The organism is Xanthomonas sp. AC360 (assembly GCF_979258225.1).
Genome location: NZ_OZ409846.1, coordinates 3,479,385 through 3,496,283, shown reverse-complemented (window position 1 = coordinate 3,496,283; position 16,899 = coordinate 3,479,385). Strand labels below are relative to the sequence as shown.

Sequence of the window (16,899 nt, the reverse complement as noted above, 5' to 3'; positions counted from 1 at the left end):
ATCCAGCGCATTGCACGCGCTTTCGATCATGCAGGCCGTCATCGCAACACCCGCAGCACCGCCTCGAGCGAGGCGTGCGGATGCGCGCCGCGACGCAAGGTAAACATCCCGACGCGCTGCACCTGCGCGACAAACCGCTGCCAGCCGGGCTGACCGGCAGCGTACGGCTGATCGCGCGCCAGGGATTCGGCAATCTGTGTGACCGGCACCGGCACCAGGCCCGCTGCGGAGGCATCGGCAGACTGGCTGGACAGCATCAATACCGCGCTTAGCTGCAACGGCGTGGGCGCAAGGGTGGCATGACCGTGGCGAATATCGACCTCGTACTTTTCCACACCGCTGCGGCGACGAATGGTGGGCGCTGCGCCGATCCATGCGCGCGTGCGCGCATCGAGCAGGCCAAGCGATTCCGGCCGCAGATGCAGAAAGTTGGCAACCCCGGTGGTCAGCAGACTCTCCGGCGCCACGAACACGCCGTCTTCGGCGATGAACTCCAGGCCATGCAGCAGACTGTGCAGCGCCAGCGTGGATTTGCCCGCACCGCTGGCGCCAAGCAACAGCACACAGCGACCGTGCCGGCCAACGCAGGCACCATGCAAGGGCACCAGCCCGATGCCACGCGCGGCAAGCAGGAACACCGCAAATTCGATGAGTTCATAGCGCACGTGATACGCATGCGCCAGCATGTCTTCGGACACCACCAGCATCGCGCGGCGCTCGGGCACCGAGAGCATCAGGTAATTGCTGGCATCCATGACGCCGCAGACCAGCCCGCCAACCGCATGCGTGCGCACCGGCGGGGGCGTATCGACCATGGCGCCCGGCGCGCGTGGCACCAGATCCAGGGTGAGATGAAACTGCGGCGCGTCAGGCAGGCAGTACGCCGGCAGGCCCGCGTAGGCGGCATCCACCAACGCCAGCAACGCTTCGCTATCGCTGTGAAAGTGGAAGAGCGCGCCGAGAATCTGCCGCTGTACGCTGAAACGACGCGCACGCTGCTCACCGAACGGGTCTGACGCGAGAGTGTCCGGTGCAAAAGTGTTCGGCGGAACCACGCATGCGCGTTCGCTCACCGGCGTGTGTTGCGCCAACGCAGCCGACTGCGGCATGCCTGTCATCCATTGCATCGATCAGCCGGTGTGTGCTGATTCGCCAAAGAAAGGTTGCATCGTCGAATGCGATGTACCGCCGCCTTCCATCGACGCTGCGACGCATCGCAACAGCGCAACCAAAGGCGCCTGCGTGCGCACCTACTGCCGAGCCGAATGCCGGTGTCTGCGCACGCCACCGCTGCGCGTCATCTGGCGACAGAACGAGAGCCTTGTGCAGATGCTAAAGATCCAGGTCAGTCATTCGTATTTCTTGCGTTACGACCCAAAACAATGGGAGCGCGGCAAGCCGTATCCGCCGTTGGCCACCCTGCAGATTGCCGCATTGCTGCGCGAGCGTGGGCATGCGCTGAGCCTGTTCGACGCCATGCTGGCCGACGACGTGGAGGACTATGCCGGCGCGCTGCATGAGGCGCAGCCGGACCTGGTGGTGTTCTACGAAGACAACTTCAACTTTCTGACTAAGATGTGCCTGAGCCGGATGCGCGAGGCTGCCTGCCACATGATCCGGCAGGCGCGCGCCGCCGGGTGCCGGGTGCTGGTGGCGGGCTCGGATGCCTCCGACAACCCAGACGTGTTTCTGGCCGCCGGCGCACATGCGACCTTGATCGGCGAAGGCATCGCGCCGTTGATCGAACTGATCGAACGCGTCGAGGCCAATCCGCAGATCGATGACCAGGCCTGGCTGGCCGGCGTTGCACGCATTGCCACCAGCGACCCTGCAGCAGTCCGCGCACATCCCGGTGCGCAGCCACCGGATGCGCGTTTGAGCGGGTTGCCTGCCTGGGACCTGGTCGACATGCCGCGCTATCGGCAGTTCTGGCAGCAACGGCATGGCTATTTCAGCTTGAACATGGCGGCATCGCGTGGCTGCCCGTTCCGTTGCAACTGGTGCGCCAAGCCGATCTGGGGCAACCATTACAAACGCCGCGGCGCCGAAGACGTGGCCGCAGAGATGATCCATCTCAAACGTAACTTCCAGCCCGACCATCTGTGGATGGCCGACGATATCTTCGGCTTCCATATCGATTGGGTCGAGACGTTTGCGCAGCGTTTGAGCGAGGACGACGGCGCGATTCCCTTCACCATCCAGACCCGTGCCGATCTGGCCAGCGAACGCATGGCTGCCGCCCTAGCGCGTGCCGGTTGCGCGGAGGCCTGGATCGGCGCGGAAAGCGGCAGCCAGCGCATCCTCGACAAGATGACCAAAGGCACGCAGGTGGCCGAAGTGATCGCGGCGCGCGAACGGCTGGGCGCACATGGCATCCGCGTCGGCTTCTTCATCCAGTTGGGGTATCTGGGCGAAGAGCTCGAGGACATTCTGGCCACGCGCGCACTGGTGACACAGGCCAACCCCGACATCATCGGCGTCAGCGTGTCGTATCCCCTGCCCGGCACCAAGTTCTATGAAGAAGTGAAGAACCAGTTGGGTGGCAAGACGCATTGGCAGGACAGCGACGACCTGGCCATGATGTTCCATGGTGCCTACGACTCGGAGTTCTACCGCAGCGTGCGCAATCTGCTGCATACCCAGGTCGACCTGCAACAGGCGCGCGCAACGATGACGGCCGACGCCCTTTCGCAAGCGTCAGAGCAACTGGAAGCGCGTTGGGCCGCACTGATCGCATCGGAACATCTCCACCGCACCGAGCCGCTTGCCACCCTGGCGACGCGGCAGCCACGCCAGCTGGAAACGCTGCTGGTGGGCTGATCAACGAGGCAGCAAGCGACCGCCCGATCACCATCATGTCGCATGTGCGGAAACCCCATTTCCGCACTACTGCAATGGCGTCACGCCCTGCCAGCAACACCACCAACAATCAGCATCGCTATCCCGTTCGCCAACCTGTTCGACTTTCCGGATCACCTGCATGCAGCCTTCGCTTCGCACCATCAGACATGGCCTGCACACTGCCACCGAGCAGCTGGCGCACGAGCTGGCGCAGCCTGGCGACAACGCGCCGCAGTGGAACCGGCTGCAGTGGCAGCTGGCCGCGGCGGCGGCGGCGGCGCATGGCGTGTCGCCGTTGCTGCAGCGGCGCTCGTTGTGGCAGAACGCCGAATGGACGGCCTTCCTGAGCGAGCAGCGCAGCCATGTTGAAGACCGGCACCGGCGTATCGCGCTGCTGCTGACGCAGATCGACGCGGCTGCACGCAGTGCCGGCATTGCGCTGGTGGGACTGAAGGGCAGCGCCTTGCATCGGCTTGGCGTGTATCTGCCCGGCGATCGCCCGATGGCCGACATCGACTTGCTGGTGCAGCCGGACGACGCGCCTGCGGCGGCAGCGTTGTTGTGCGAACTTGGCTACGTGGCGTCGTTCGAACAATGGAAGCACCAGGTGTTCAAACCGCTGCGGGGCGATGCCGTTGCGGGCCTAGGCGAGCACCGCGACGCACCGATCAATATCGAGCTGCATACGCGCATCCAGGAACGCCTGCCAGTGCGTAGCGTGGACATCACCGCGCTGGTCTGGCCGGAGCGCGCGCAGCCGGGACTGAACCCGTACCCCTCCATCGGCGCCTTGATGCGTCACCTGCTGCTGCATGCCGCTGGCGGCATCTGCCATCGCAGCATCCGGCTGATGCATCTGCACGATCTGGCATTGTTGGCCACACGCATGGGGCCACGCGATTGGCAGGAGCTGTGGGAAGACCCGGCGATCTCGCCATGGTGGGCACTGCCTCCGCTGTTGTTGTTGCAACGCTACTACCGCGCAGTGGTGCCAGCGACGGTGATGGCACGCCTGCATGCGCAGTGTCCGCGACTGCTGCGCATGCGCGCGGCGCGGCAAACGCTCACCACCGCCTCGTGCTCGAACCTGTGGTTGTCTGCACTACCCGGCATCGAGTGGTCGGGTTCGCTGCGTGAGGCGCGCCAGTATCTGCGACAACGCGTAGTGCCGTCGGCAGAGAGCCGCAAGGAGCGGGCCGACATGTTGCAGACGCAGTTGTGGCTGCAGGGCCAGCCGTGGGTGCGCCAGACCCAGGCACGTCGTCTGATGACTAGGCTGACCCGGCCTGTCCCGCGCACCGACATGCTGTATGTGGTGCGTGCCGCGCTCGATGGGTATCTGCAGCCTGCATAAAGCTGCGTTGGTGTCCTGTGGAATGCGGTGCTGGCGTCTGATGTCTGCGTTGGCGCGGAACATGCGCCGACACCCCAGCCTTGCATGCTGCGTTGATCGCGGCGTTCAAATTGGCTGACCAAAGCAGCAATCAGTGGATGCTGCGTGCTTAGCCACGCTACATGGCCGCTGGACCAAATCGTGCGTACTGGCTGCGCACGATGTGTCGTTGAATCGCGCCCTCGAGCGCGATCAAAACAACGTGGCGAGCAGTCGCCAGGTGGATATGTCCGGCGCGCGCAGCTCCGCCGTGTCCGCGTGCCATATGCCGCACCGAGTACCAGCTTTGCCCGCCTGGCAGCTGCGCAGTAGGTTTGGGGGTCGCTCTAGTTTGTTGGGCCAAGCGGCCGGCGCTCGCATAACTGACGGTAGATCTGCTCGAACAGACGCGTGGTCATGGCCGCGTCTTCGCGCAACGCGCGGCACTGCGCCGCCCATGCCAGACGCAGACGCAGCTCGTCATCGCCGAGCACCTGCCGGATCGCCTCGGCCATGCCCGCCCAATCGCCTGGCGGCACCGCCAGGGCTGCGATCGGCGCCCATTCCACTAAATGCCCGACGGCCGTACCGACGGTCGGAACACCGGCCACGGCCGCTTCCAGCAGCACCATCGGCCCGGCTTCGTGCAGGGATGACATCACCAGCAGATCGGCCGCCAGCATGATCGGGCGCAACTCGCGCTGGGTCTTGAAACCCAGAAAACGTACCTGCTCCTGCAGGCCTAGCTGCTGCACCAGGTGCTGCATGGCACCGTCCAGCGTGTCGACACCGACCATGTCCAGCGTAAAAGCCACACCGGCCCGCTTGAGTGCGGCCATTGCGCGCAGCAAGGTGCTCTGGTCCTTGACCGGATTGAGGCTGGCCACGTGCAGCAAACGTGCAACCGCGCCTTCGCGCGGACGCGGTGGGACGGGCTGCCAGGCACGCAAATCCACCCCTAACGGCACGCGTTGCGCGCCGATACCGAGCGCTTGCAACGAATCGATGATCGGCACGCTGGCAGCGGTAACACGATCGGCCAAGCGCAGGATCACCGCTTCGCGCAGGCGTCCGCGCCACCGCCGCCGGCCGCCATAACCGATGGCATCCAGCGCGACCAGCTCACCGCCTGCGATATGCACTACGCTGGGACGTCGCAGCAGCGTTGCCGCACTCACCGCGATCAGGCTGCAATAGCCGGAAAAGATTGCCTGGATCACCGCAAACGGCGCACGCCGATGTTCTTCGACAATGGCGCCGATGGCACGCAGACGCGTGCGTCGCGCGCCGATGTTGTGGACCTTGGCGCCGCGCAGCATCCAGGTATCGGGCAAGGGTTCCTGATGCAGCACGAACACGTGCACCTCGTGGCTGCGTGCCAGCCATTCGATCAAGGTCAGAAACACCGGAATCACACGCACATCGCCGCTGCGATCCACCCCGCCCGGCACCACCAGCGCCAACTTCATCGCGTGTGCGCTCGCAGTGGTTTCAGCAGGCTTGCATACGCCTGCGCCCAGCGCTGCCCCACTGCCGCGAACGACAGCCGCGCATCGAAGTGCGCCCGCACCTGCGCACGGCTGGGCCGCTGCCGCGCTACGCTCAACAACAATTCCGACAATGCGCTGGCATCGCCTACCGGCCAGAGTTCGCCGACCGCACCGTCATCGCTGAGTGCGCGGAAGGCCGGAATATCGGTCAATAACGGCAGGGCGCCGCAGGCATACGCTTCCAGCGCGGCATAGCCGCAACTTTCGGCATGGCTGGCGGACACGAAGACATCGCTCGCCTGCAACAGCGTCTGCACGCGCGCATGCTCGACCTTGCCCAACAGCTGCACGCACCCCGCCAGACGCGCATCGTCGCGCAGCCGCTGCTGCACCTGTTCCAGCAAGGGCGCCTGGTCGAACACGCACCATAGCCGCAGACCGGGCAACAGGCGCGCCGCCATGGCAACCGCATCGAGCACGCACAGCGGGTCCTTGGCTGCGCTCAGATGGCCCACCCATAGCACACATGGGTCGCCATGCAGTTGCGTGTGCTCGCGTGACAGCAGGCGATCACCCGGCATAAAGCGGCTGCTGGATTCGGGAATCGCAAACAGCTGCGTGCGGCGTTGAAACAGACGCGCGCGCAGAAACGGGTGCGCCATGTCCAACGAGGTAAACGCGATACCGGCAGCGGCGCGATAGCGAGCCCGCCACACCGCCCTGCTCCACCACCGCGGCGGGCGATTGGCATGATCCTGCAGCAGGATCGGCACATTCGGCAGAAGGCGCGCAAGCCTGCGCGCATCACCGGCGAATTCCAGGCCATGCACATGGATCACGTCGGCGTTGATCTCGCGCAAGAGCGCCGACAACGTGGTTGCACGCGCGGCGCTTCCGCGCAAGCCAAGATCGACAAAGCGATAGTCCACGCCTTGCCGTGCGATGCGCACATTCAACGCAGAGGCCTGGATCACCGAAACGCGTACATCTGCACTGGCCACCGCCTCGGCAATGTCGGCAAGCGAAGGCCATTGCGCAAACACTTGGTCGGCGCTCAGGCCGGCGGGCGTCGGCACCAGGTTGAGCTGTGCGACATGTCGTGTCACGGTGCGATCGCCGCTGGGCTGGCGCGCTGTGCGGAGTGAACGTCGCCGCCCTCCACGCAGCACCACAGCAGATCCTGCTGAGGGCCTATGCCGCGCGTATTGCGGAGGGACAGCCCCGGCGCGACGCTCACTCGAGACGCCGCAGCCGTAGCACCAGCGCCACCGGTACCTGCAGCGCCGCCTGGTCGAAGCGTGCGCCAGCGGGGATATCGGCCGGGTCCAGCATCGGCTCGGCGACCGCTTCGATCGCGAAGCCCAAGGCCACGCATGCCGAATGCCAATGGCTGTACAGATGCTGGATGTGTCGCACCGCATAGTGCTGGCCATCGGCCTTGAAATCGCGGCGCCAACCCAATGCATGGCCGATCGGATGCACGTCGCTGCACAACACGATGCCGCCGATGCGGGTGACGCGATGCAATTCTTCCAGCGCCGGCCACAGCCGCTGCAGGTGCCCGAGCACCAGGCCGCACACACTGAGGTCGGCAACCGCATCGGCAAGCGGCAACTGGTCCAGACTGCCCTGCTGCAGCTGCACCCGCGCAGCTGGCCAATGCTGCGACAGTTCGGTTTGGGCGCGCGCGAGCATCTGCGGCGACAGATCGACACCAGTGACATGGCGTGCGCCACGGCGTAACGCATGCAGCATGTAGCGGCCGCTGCCGCAGCCGGCATCCACGACATGCTGGTTCTGCAAGGTAGCGGGCATCAAGCCAAGCATTGCGCGCTCTTCGGCCTGCATCACCGGGTTGTGCGCGTGCGGCGGATACGCCTGGGCCCACAACGCATACGCCGCGTCAGGCTCGAGTACCGGAACCGCGCTCACGACGCGACGCCCATCGCTGCCATTGCGCTAGACGCTTGCTGGACGTCCTGCACCCGTTGCAGGCCGGGTTCGAGCGCTAGTACTGCCGGGTCGGCCAATGTGGCGTCCAGCAACTTGGGGCGTCCATCCAGCACCACCGGAACGGTCTGGATGCCGGCGGCGTCGAACCACGACGCAAAATCCGGATCGGCGATGCGCGGTTTGCCATCGCGAATCACCGCACGCAACTCGCTGCGTTCGCAGCCGATCACGCTGCTGGCGGGCTCGCCCCCGCGGTCGCGCACGATCACCAGATCCGCAGCAGCGCCCGGCGCGATGCGTCCACGTGTTGGCATGCGCAGAATGCGTGCGGATTGCTCGGTCACCAGGCCCAATAGCAGGTCCGGCGCCAGCCCGCTGCGGGCGGCAATGCGCAGTTCTTCGAGCAGATCGCGCGCGCCACTGACGCGCGAATCGCTGCCCAGCGCCAGCCGCCCGGCCTTGCACAACTGCCATGGATCGAGCGTGCGCCCCAGCAGCGCCAGATTGCTCGACGGGCACCACACCACCGCCGCGCCACGCGCGATCACCCGCTCGATATCCTGCTCGCCCATGCCCACGCCGTGGATCAGCACCGTGTTGGACGCCAGGCAACCGAGCCTATCCAGATCGTCGAGCTCGGCACGCGCCACTGCGTCGGTACCTTCGGCCAGATGGATCATCCACGGGTGCGCCGCCGGCGTTGCCGCAAAGCTGCCCTGCACCGGTGGGCCGTAGCCGGTCCAACCCAATGCATAACTCCAACCGAATTCGTGCAGCACGCTGACCGGAAAATCGACCTCATCCAGCGTGGCATGCCAGGGGTCGTGCTGCGCCACGCAGGTCACGCCGGCGAGCAGATTCTTCAGGCCGCCATGGCGCAAGCGCACCGCTTTGGGCACGCGCAATGCCGCAGCCACTTCCGGATGTTGAAAGTGCGCCTGAAACGCCTCGATCCATGCGTAGCTGTTGGCGAACGGCGCGCCCTGCGGCAGCGGCGGCACACAGTTCACCTGCAAGTGCTCGTGCGCGTTGATCAGGCCTGGCGCCAGCACATGCCCCTGCAGATCCAGACGCAAGGTCCCGGTGCCCAGCGTGCCACCAAAGCGGCCCACGCGCAGGTTCACCGCTGCGCGCGACGGGCCCGCGAGCGTGATCGATCGCGCGCCCTGCAGACAGACATCGGCCATGGACATGGGCATCTCCACTCAGCGCTTGCGCATCACGATCAGGAAGTGATCGCCCATGTCGCGCAACAGCGGCAACCCACCGAAACGGTCGTCCAGCCAGCCAAGGCGCTCGGAGACGCGCGGATGGCGCTCGCAAAAATCGACCAGATACGGCGGCGGAAGGAACAGGCTCAGGGCACGGTAGCTGTCCAGCACGAAGTGCTTTTCAAAGGCGCGATAGAACTCGCGCGGCAGGTGGTACCAGGTCCAGATGGTGTGGCCGTTCATGCCCACCGCGGTTGCGCCCTTGGCCGCACGCACCGCCGCGCGCTTGAAGCGCCCGCGCAACGCGTAATGGCCGATTTCCCAGGGGCAGATGCGCCCGATCACCGAAAACACCAGGCAGCCGTCAGCACGCAGCAGACGCGCGCATTCTGCGGCCACCGCCGGCAGATCCGGCGCGCAATTGAGCGGGCCGAAGTTGGAATACATGCCGTCGAAGGTGCCCTCCAGCTGGTCGAGCTGTTGGATACCCACATGCGCGGCCGCCAGACGCTCCTCCAGACCCTGCGTCACCGCGCGATGGCGGGTGCGCTCGATCATGGCCGGCGACCAATCGGTTGCCAGCACGTTGTAGCCGCGGCGCGCGAACTCGCCCGCATCCAGCCCGGTACCGCAGCCCAGATCCACCAAGCGCGAGCCGACCGGCAACTCTGCGGCCACCGTGTCCCACAGCGTGGTGCGCATGCGCTGGATCAGCGCGTTGTTGCCGCGCGGACCGTCGTAATCGGGGGCGACGCTGTCGAACGCGCGCTGCGTCTCCAGCAACTGCTCCGGCGCGACCGTCCCGCCGCGCGCGGCATGCTCACTGACCACTGACATGCATCGCCTCCCCCACCCGTCCTGCTGATTTCACGACACTCTCCAGACGCGGCACCGCCAACGCGGTATCGCTTGATAGACCCGTGAGTGCCAGCACTAGTCGGTTTGGTTGCAGTCCGACCGCGCGCACGAGCAGTGCCTGGATGGACTAGAGACAGATCCAGCGGTGACAAAACCCCGCTGGCAGCGCTGCGCGTATCAATCACGACGTGCCGCGCATGCGCGTGCCAACGGCGCTGTCAAGGATCGGCCCGCCACTTCTGACGCACGCGCAGTGGACGGCGGCGAGCGCTTGTCATGGAGCGGCTAATAGAACTTTGGGAGTATTCTGCACGGCGCACCCAACGCCGGAGCGAACGCATGGTCCATGCCGCACCGGCATGCGGCTGCGCCCGCATGCCGGTGCGCGCAATCGTGTTTGCTAGCTCTTAAGCGATGGCACCGGCGCCTTCAGCACGGCGGCGACGCCAGGCATTGCGCACCACCGCCACCAGCACGCCCAAGCCCGCTCCACCGAGCAGACCGACCGCCCAGACCATCAACGCATTCGGAAACGCCCGCTGCTCGGGCACATACAACGGCCACGCCAGCGAGGTTTGATAGGTGTAACGCGCGGTCAGCCGCGCGATCAGATCGTCGCGCTCGCTCTTGATCGCCCGGATGGTGGCGGTGTTGTCGGTCAGCAACACTCCGGCCAGCACCTGCGCCGGACTTGCTGCGGTGCCGGCTTGCAGTTGCTGTTGCAGCTGCTCGCGATTGAGCATGGCAACGCGCAGATCCTCGTCAAGCCCCTGCAGGCGAGTACGCGCAAGCGCGAGCGCAGCGGCATTGGTGTCGCCATGCAAGCTCTGCAATGCAGTGACGGTGGCCATCGCCAACGTGCGCGCCTGATGCGCCGACTCGGCACGAATGGTCACACCGATGAGATTGGCGTATGGGTCCGGATCCGGCTTCAGGCTACCGCGATACAGCTGCGCGGCACGGCTCTTGAGCGGCACCCCGGCCTGGTGCAGGACAGCGTCCTGAAACAGCCGCGTCTTCATGCGATCGATCACCCGCTGGAACGGCTCGACCTTGGGGTCGCGGCCGGCAGGCGTGGGACCGATCTCGCCCACCTGGATCCACGCGGTGGCGTCCCACTGCGGCTTTGCCACGCGCAGGAAGACGAACGTCATGCCAAGCACCAGCACCAACGCAGCCAGCGCCCAACGCCATTCGCGCCGCAGGATGCGCCACAGATCGATCAGATAGATTTCGTCGTGTTGATTCATGGTGCGCAGGCTCTGATACGTGACAGTGGGTTGCCGCGCTTACGCGACAGATGGGGGTGCTGCATGGCGGGTGGGCAACAACACGGTGCAGGCGTGCAGCACCAAACACAGCGCAATGAAGCCAAAGTTGGTCCAGGTGAACGCCTGAGGCGCGAATGGCGACATCAGGCAGGCGTAGGCGATACGTAAGAAAATCAGCACGTGGAAAATCGACAGCGAGCTATTGAGGCGGCGGACGCTCCACACCAGGCCGGCATACAACGCCAACAGCGCCAGCAACGCCCCCGGCGCGCCCCAGGCCATCAGAAACGGAAAGAACTCCGTGCCCACATTGATGTTGGGCGCATCCAGTGGAATGCTGGTATCGGCGGTGGCAATCGAACCACTGAACGGCACCAGCTGGTTGATCAGAAAACTGGCGTTTTCGTAGCCCTTGGCGAGGATGGCGCCAAAGTTGTACGGCCCGGCACTGATGTACAGCAGCAGCCACTGCACGCCCTGCGGCATGGCACGGTAAAACGCGCTGAACGGCAATGCCACGGTTGCCAGCGAGCCGGAGCGCAAGGCACCGAGCACTGAGAACACGCCGCCACCTGCCAGCACCAGCGCACCGATGGTCTTCCACGGCAACGTGCGCGCCGGGTCCCGCCGCAACACCATCACCAGCACGAACGAGAACAGGCCGGCAAAGATGCGATTGCGGTCGATCACCATGATCGGGAACACAAATCCAAACGTCACCATTGCCGCGCGCAGGCCGCGATGGCGTACGCAGAGCAGCGCAATCGGCGGCAGGATCCAGCACATGTTGGAGATATGCCGCACGTGCGAACGCAACGGGCTCAAGGTGGCATACGACGATGGATCGCTGAATAACGGAATCGGAAACACCACCACGTCGACAATGCAAAACACCGTGACCACGGTTGCCAGCGTCATCGCCAGAAACGCATCGCGGGTTCCGGCGTAGCGATGACGACGGAAACGTTCGAAGCTCGGTAACTTGGTTCCAACCACCAAGTCCAGAACCAACACGCCCATCGCCGCCGCAAGTAGCCAGACGAGTCCTTGCGAGTATCCACGTGGAAGTTCGTAAGTGACAGCTGTGATGAAACAGCTGATGACGATGGGGATAGCCAAGTACGTGTAAGGCCTCCGCATCAACGATCCAACCGTGATGGTCACCCCAACACCCCTGTCTTCGAACTGCACAGAGCAATGAAGTTCCTGACCGAATGTGCCGCGAGGTGCCAAAGGACGGAGGGGTATCTTCTTCGCAGAAAAGACATCTTTGCGTGTATTAAACTCAACTTGGCACGCAGCATCCACGACTCGACACCTGTGAATAGATCACAGCTGCGCGCTGCAACCCTTGCAAACTCACTCAGATTTTCCAATCGCCTCTCGACATCTCGCGTCTTACTCACATTGGTCTCATGCAACCGATATGCACACACGGCAACGTCAATAAACCCTAGATGATCGCCGGCAACCAATCGAAGAAAGAAATCCCAATCCTCGATCCTGAGCGTCTCATCCCACGTCATCCCTTTATCGAAGGCGCTACGCCTGAGCATCATGACGGCGCCACTCACCGCCCATTCACTGATAACAGCTCGACGGATCCCTGCATCGGATCCGTACAATTTCTTGTTAGCCAAGTGAAGGTCACGCATCGCACTTTGGTGCAATTGCCTGCCCTCCGCATCGACAACGATCGCATCGCCAATGACAGCGGATTTACGGAAATTGCCCTCAAGATAAGCGACCTGCCTGCCGAGACCGTCTCGAATCAGATAGTCGTCACTTGCGACGATGCGCAGATAGTCACCCCGCGCACATCGCGCAGCCTCATTCAGCGTCGCTGTCACACCGCGATTCGCGCGCTGCACGAACTGCACCGGCAGCCGATGCCCGTGAGCGGCGATCCACTGGGCGATCTTTTCGCCGGTGGCATCGCTGGAACCATCGTCGATGATGACGATCTCCTTGCACGGGTACGGGTCCTCCAACACGCTGTCCAGGCAACGCTGCACGAAACGCTCATGGTTGAACGCGGGGATCAACACCGACACCAAGGGCCAGCGCGCGCGCCCTGCCGGTTGCGTAAGATCGTTCATGCCGGCTGCACCAGATAGCGCCGCACCACCACGATATTGAACAGCAGATAGAGCACGTAGTTGGCGACGAAGGCGTACATCGCACCGATCAGCCCGAAGTACCCGGTAAACAGGTACACCAACCCCAGATAGCTAGCGGCAAACACGCATTCGGACACCACGAACAAGCGCGTCATGGCCTTGGCCAACATCACATACGACAACACGAAGGCGGCGATCTTGACCACATCGCCCACCAGCTGCGGGCCATACAGCGCTCTGGCCGCAGCAAACTGCGGGTCGAACAACAGCCAGGTCACCCAATCGCGGCAGACATACACACCCAACGCCATCACGATCACCGCCGGCATCACGTAACGATACGCAGCGCGCAGCTCGCGCCCCAATGCGGCACGCGCATGCAGTGAGGCCAGCTTGGGCAGGTAATACACATTGATGGCGGTAGTGAAAAACAGCAGGTAGGCATCCGACACCCGGCTCACTGCCTGCCAGTAGCCCACCTGCTCCCACCCAAACCGGGCAACAAGATGGTCGCGTACCAGAATGATTACCAGCTGCGGCACCAAGGTGGAGGTAAGCGTCATCACCGAAAAGGCCGCCAGCCTGCGTGTCATCACCGCATCGAAGCGCGGGCGCAACATCTCGCGCCGAAAATATGGGCTGCACCGCAGCGCCGGCACCCCCGCCAACAGCCACACCACCTGCCCCAGCACCAGTGCGAGCAATGCACCCTGCAGCTGCGCCATGCTGGACAGCCATGCAACCAGCGCAACGCTGATTACCGCGCCGCTCACCTGCACGATGGCCAGGCGGCGCACATCCATAAACCCGTTGATCACTGCAAGAATGTAATTGACCAGCGCGATGCCCAACTGCGCGACTGCCAGCACGCAAATCAGCGGTTGGTAGCTGGCATCGCCCAACAGCCGCTCGGCAAGCAACCCGCTGAACGCCACCGCCAGCACCGCCAGCACGCAAGACGCACAGAACGCGTACCACAACGCCGCGCTGAGCAAGCGCGCCTGGGCCGGCGGGTCGTCGCGGTACTCGGCGACGTATTTGACGATACCAGCGCTGATGCCACCACCCGCCAACACCGCCAGCACCGACATCACATTGAGAAACTGGCCGAGTCGCCCCACGCCCTGCGGCCCGGCGTAGACGGCCACCAGCTTGACCACCACCAGCGCAGCGAGCAACTTCGCCAGCGTCGCGACGCCGGTGTAGGCGCTGCTGCGCACCAGATTCATGCGCCGGTGCCGAACGATTGGCAGGCGGCGATCACGCGTTCCACCGACGCTGCATCCAGCGCGGGTCCCATCGGCAGACTCAGCACTTCGGCGTGCAGGCGCTCACTCACCGGCAGGCACGCATCGCCGAGTGTTGCGTAGGCCGGCTGCCGATGCGGCGGCACCGGGTAATGAATCTGGGTGTGGATGCCATGGCGCAAGAGATGCGCCTGCAAGGCATCGCGCTGTGGGCTGCGCACCACGAATAGATGCCAGACATGTTGTTCGTCGGAGACCACTGTCGGCAAGACGATCAAGGGGCTGTCGATGCCTTGCAGGTAACGCCGCGCCACCGCGCGCCGCAGCGCGATCTCTTCGTCCAGATAACCCAGTTTGACGCGCAGCAAGGCGGCCTGCAGCTCGTCCAGGCGCGAGTTCACGCCCTGATACAGATGCTGGTACTTCACTTCCGAGCCGTAGTTGCGTAGCGCGCGGATGCGCTCGGCCAATCGCGTATCGGAAGTCACGACTGCGCCGCCATCGCCCAGCGCACCAAGATTTTTCGTCGGAAAGAAACTGAACGCGGCGGCATCGCCGAAAGCACCTGCACGCTTGCCCTGCATCGCTGCACCATGCGCTTGCGCTGCATCTTCGATCAGCAGTAACCCGTAGCGATGCGCCAGCGTCTGCAGCGCCGCCATGTCAGCCAGCTGGCCGTACAAGTGCACCGCCATGATGGCGCGGGTGCGTGGCCCGATCGCCTTTTCCACACTGGCCGGGTCGATATTGAAGGTGACCGGGTCCGGCTCCACCGGTACCAGCACCAGATGGTTCTGGCTGATCGCCAGAAACGTCGCGATGAAGGTATTGGCCGGCACGATGATCTCATCGCCCTCGCGTAGCACGCCCAGCTCGCGGTAGCCGCGCAGGATCAGCGACAACGCGTCCAGCCCATTGCCCACCCCGACCGCATGCGCCGCGCCGCAGTAACTGGCGAACTCTTCTTCGAATGCAGCCAGTTCCTGGCCGAGCACATACCAGCCAGCATCGATCACCCGCGCGGCAGCGGCTTTGAGTTCATCCGCGTAACGTGCGTTGACCGCGCGTAAATCCAGGAACGGCACATCCATCAAGCCGACCATTTACGACTGCGCTCCCAGCAGTGCGATCCTGCCCGCGACAATGCTGGCGTGTGCACTCAACTGTTCCTGTTCCCCACGCGCTTGTTCCTGCTCCCCACGCACTTCGCCCAGAAATTCGTCGTAATCCAGGATGTAATCGCCCGGGTCGTAGAGCTGGTCGGCCAGCACCATCAGCACGCAGTCGGGGCTGAAATGATGCAGGTCGCGCCACACCATGCGGCCCAGCAGCAGGCCTTGCGAGGGGTCGTTCAAGGTCACCTCGGTCGGGCCATCGCCCTTGCCTTCGTCCAGCAGGATCGTCACCGAGCCATGCAGGGCCACCGCCAGCTGATTGAGCTGGCGATGCGCGTGCTGGCCGCGGTGGACGCCGCTGCGGGTACCGAACAGGTAATACACGCGGCGTATCTCGAACGGGACATTGCGCTGCTGCTCCAACGAAATGAGCAGGCCACGATCGTCGCCGTGGGTATGCAACTGGATGGGTTCGAAGGCCATGATCCGGGGCGTAAGCGCTGACTGCACGTAGTGCGACATGCCTGAGTGCGCCGGGATGCGCGAAAGGTTGCGCGACGTCACGACCCTGCGAAGCCACGTGCGTGCAAGCGCAGCTTCGCCTTCGAGCGCATTCCGGAACGATAAAAATTCGTTGTGGCGACGCAACCTTTCATCGGTAGCTCCGCACATATCGGTGCACGTTCACCTGGCCGCAGTTCCGGCCGGCGTGGGGAGCCAGGCCTGGCAGCGCAGCACGCACTGCCGGAACCAACGACCACCACCGGTGAGGACACCAACCAGATGCACCCATCCCCCCAGGCTCCCGACACGGCAGCCACCGGCAGCGCCACAGCGCTGCCCTCCTCGACACAGGCGGCGCCTGCGGCGGGCGCGACGCCTTTACCCAAACCGATGCGGGTGCTGCACTGGCTCACCGTGCTATGCCTGGTGATGGCGGCCAGCCTGATTCTGCTGCGCGCCGAGCTCGATGGACGCGCATTGCGTCAATGGTTGCTCGAAGGCCATCGCCATTTCGGCCTGATGGTGCTGCTGTTGTTCGTGTTGCGCGTCGGCCTGCGGCTGCGTTTGCGCACGCTGCCACCCGGCCCGCCCGCATCTTTGATCACGCGCCTGGCCGCAGGCGGCACCCATCTGGCGATGTACGGGCTGATGCTTGCGTTGCCGTTGATCGGTTGGTCGCTGAGCAACGCGTTCGGCAAGACGGTTTATCTGTTCGGGCTGGCGCTGCCGAATCTCATCGAGGCAGACCCGGATCTGGGCGACACCCTGGGCGTGTGGCATTTGAATGCCGCCTGGGCGTTGCTGGCATTAGTAACCCTGCATATCGGCGCTGCGCTCTGGCATCACCTGGTGCTGCGCGATGGCCTGCTGTACCGCGTGCTGCCGGGCAAGCGCGCATGAGTCGCCGCACCTCCCTC

The 16,899-nt window shown here is 64.3% G+C and carries 14 protein-coding genes and 1 pseudogene; 3 read left to right on the top strand and 12 right to left on the bottom strand.

Features of this window, described 5'->3' with window-relative positions; translation table 11 throughout:
* Window positions 1-38: 38 nt before the first annotated feature.
* On the bottom strand, window positions 39-1,109 hold the full coding sequence (locus tag ACZZ0O_RS15040; RefSeq protein WP_463591164.1) for a phosphoenolpyruvate carboxykinase (ATP): 1,071 nt from the start codon (window positions 1,107-1,109) through the stop codon (window positions 39-41).
* A 156-nt stretch (window positions 1,110-1,265) separates the two neighbouring features.
* Here ACZZ0O_RS15040 and ACZZ0O_RS15035 point away from each other — a divergent pair.
* Window positions 1,266-2,820 (top strand): annotated as a pseudogene (locus tag ACZZ0O_RS15035) (B12-binding domain-containing radical SAM protein).
* Between the two features lie 160 nt (window positions 2,821-2,980).
* On the top strand, window positions 2,981-4,195 hold the full coding sequence (locus tag ACZZ0O_RS15030; protein ID WP_463591163.1) for a nucleotidyltransferase family protein: 1,215 nt from the start codon (window positions 2,981-2,983) through the stop codon (window positions 4,193-4,195).
* A gap of 365 nt (window positions 4,196-4,560) precedes the next feature.
* Here ACZZ0O_RS15030 and ACZZ0O_RS15025 read toward each other — a convergent pair whose 3' ends face one another.
* The 11 genes from ACZZ0O_RS15025 to ACZZ0O_RS14975 form a co-directional block, all read right to left on the bottom strand.
* Window positions 4,561-5,682, bottom strand: coding sequence for a glycosyltransferase family 4 protein (locus ACZZ0O_RS15025; RefSeq protein WP_463591162.1), 1,122 nt, complete (start codon window positions 5,680-5,682; stop codon window positions 4,561-4,563).
* Window positions 5,679-6,809 carry a glycosyltransferase family 4 protein gene (locus tag ACZZ0O_RS15020; protein ID WP_463591161.1) on the bottom strand — a complete coding sequence of 377 codons (1,131 nt, stop codon included), beginning with the start codon at window positions 6,807-6,809 and terminating at the stop codon, window positions 5,679-5,681. The genes ACZZ0O_RS15025 and ACZZ0O_RS15020 overlap by 4 nt, the downstream gene beginning before the upstream one ends.
* Window positions 6,810-6,936: 127 nt before the next feature.
* The gene (locus ACZZ0O_RS15015; RefSeq protein WP_463591160.1) at window positions 6,937-7,635 is read right to left on the bottom strand and encodes a class I SAM-dependent methyltransferase; all 699 of its coding nucleotides are present in this window, start codon (window positions 7,633-7,635) and stop codon (window positions 6,937-6,939) included.
* Window positions 7,632-8,849: an amidohydrolase family protein gene (locus ACZZ0O_RS15010; RefSeq protein WP_463591159.1), complete on the bottom strand. Its 1,218-nt coding sequence runs from the start codon at window positions 8,847-8,849 to the stop codon at window positions 7,632-7,634. Before ACZZ0O_RS15010 ends, ACZZ0O_RS15015 begins: the two co-directional genes overlap by 4 nt.
* Window positions 8,850-8,861: 12 nt before the next feature.
* Window positions 8,862-9,704 (bottom strand): class I SAM-dependent methyltransferase, encoded by an 843-nt coding sequence (locus tag ACZZ0O_RS15005; protein ID WP_463591158.1) that lies wholly within the window; start codon window positions 9,702-9,704, stop codon window positions 8,862-8,864.
* A gap of 428 nt (window positions 9,705-10,132) precedes the next feature.
* Complete coding sequence (locus ACZZ0O_RS15000; protein WP_463591157.1) at window positions 10,133-10,975, bottom strand: Wzz/FepE/Etk N-terminal domain-containing protein; 843 nt, start codon at window positions 10,973-10,975, stop codon at window positions 10,133-10,135.
* Window positions 10,976-11,014: 39 nt separating this feature from the next.
* On the bottom strand, window positions 11,015-12,136 hold the full coding sequence (locus ACZZ0O_RS14995; protein WP_463592464.1) for a hypothetical protein: 1,122 nt from the start codon (window positions 12,134-12,136) through the stop codon (window positions 11,015-11,017).
* A gap of 20 nt (window positions 12,137-12,156) precedes the next feature.
* Window positions 12,157-13,095 (bottom strand): glycosyltransferase family 2 protein, encoded by a 939-nt coding sequence (locus ACZZ0O_RS14990; RefSeq protein WP_115527581.1) that lies wholly within the window; start codon window positions 13,093-13,095, stop codon window positions 12,157-12,159.
* Window positions 13,092-14,345, bottom strand: a complete 1,254-nt coding sequence (locus ACZZ0O_RS14985; RefSeq protein ID WP_115511982.1) for an O-antigen translocase — start codon at window positions 14,343-14,345, stop codon at window positions 13,092-13,094. Before ACZZ0O_RS14985 ends, ACZZ0O_RS14990 begins: the two co-directional genes overlap by 4 nt.
* Window positions 14,342-15,454, bottom strand: coding sequence for a DegT/DnrJ/EryC1/StrS family aminotransferase (locus ACZZ0O_RS14980; protein ID WP_463592463.1), 1,113 nt, complete (start codon window positions 15,452-15,454; stop codon window positions 14,342-14,344). Before ACZZ0O_RS14980 ends, ACZZ0O_RS14985 begins: the two co-directional genes overlap by 4 nt.
* A 12-nt stretch (window positions 15,455-15,466) precedes the next feature.
* Complete coding sequence (locus ACZZ0O_RS14975; RefSeq protein WP_323522147.1) at window positions 15,467-15,961, bottom strand: sugar 3,4-ketoisomerase; 495 nt, start codon at window positions 15,959-15,961, stop codon at window positions 15,467-15,469.
* A 300-nt stretch (window positions 15,962-16,261) separates the two neighbouring features.
* On the opposite strand from ACZZ0O_RS14975, the gene ACZZ0O_RS14970 reads away from it, so the two are divergent.
* The gene (locus ACZZ0O_RS14970; RefSeq protein ID WP_463591156.1) at window positions 16,262-16,882 is read left to right on the top strand and encodes a cytochrome b; all 621 of its coding nucleotides are present in this window, start codon (window positions 16,262-16,264) and stop codon (window positions 16,880-16,882) included.
* Window positions 16,883-16,899: the final 17 nt, after the last annotated feature.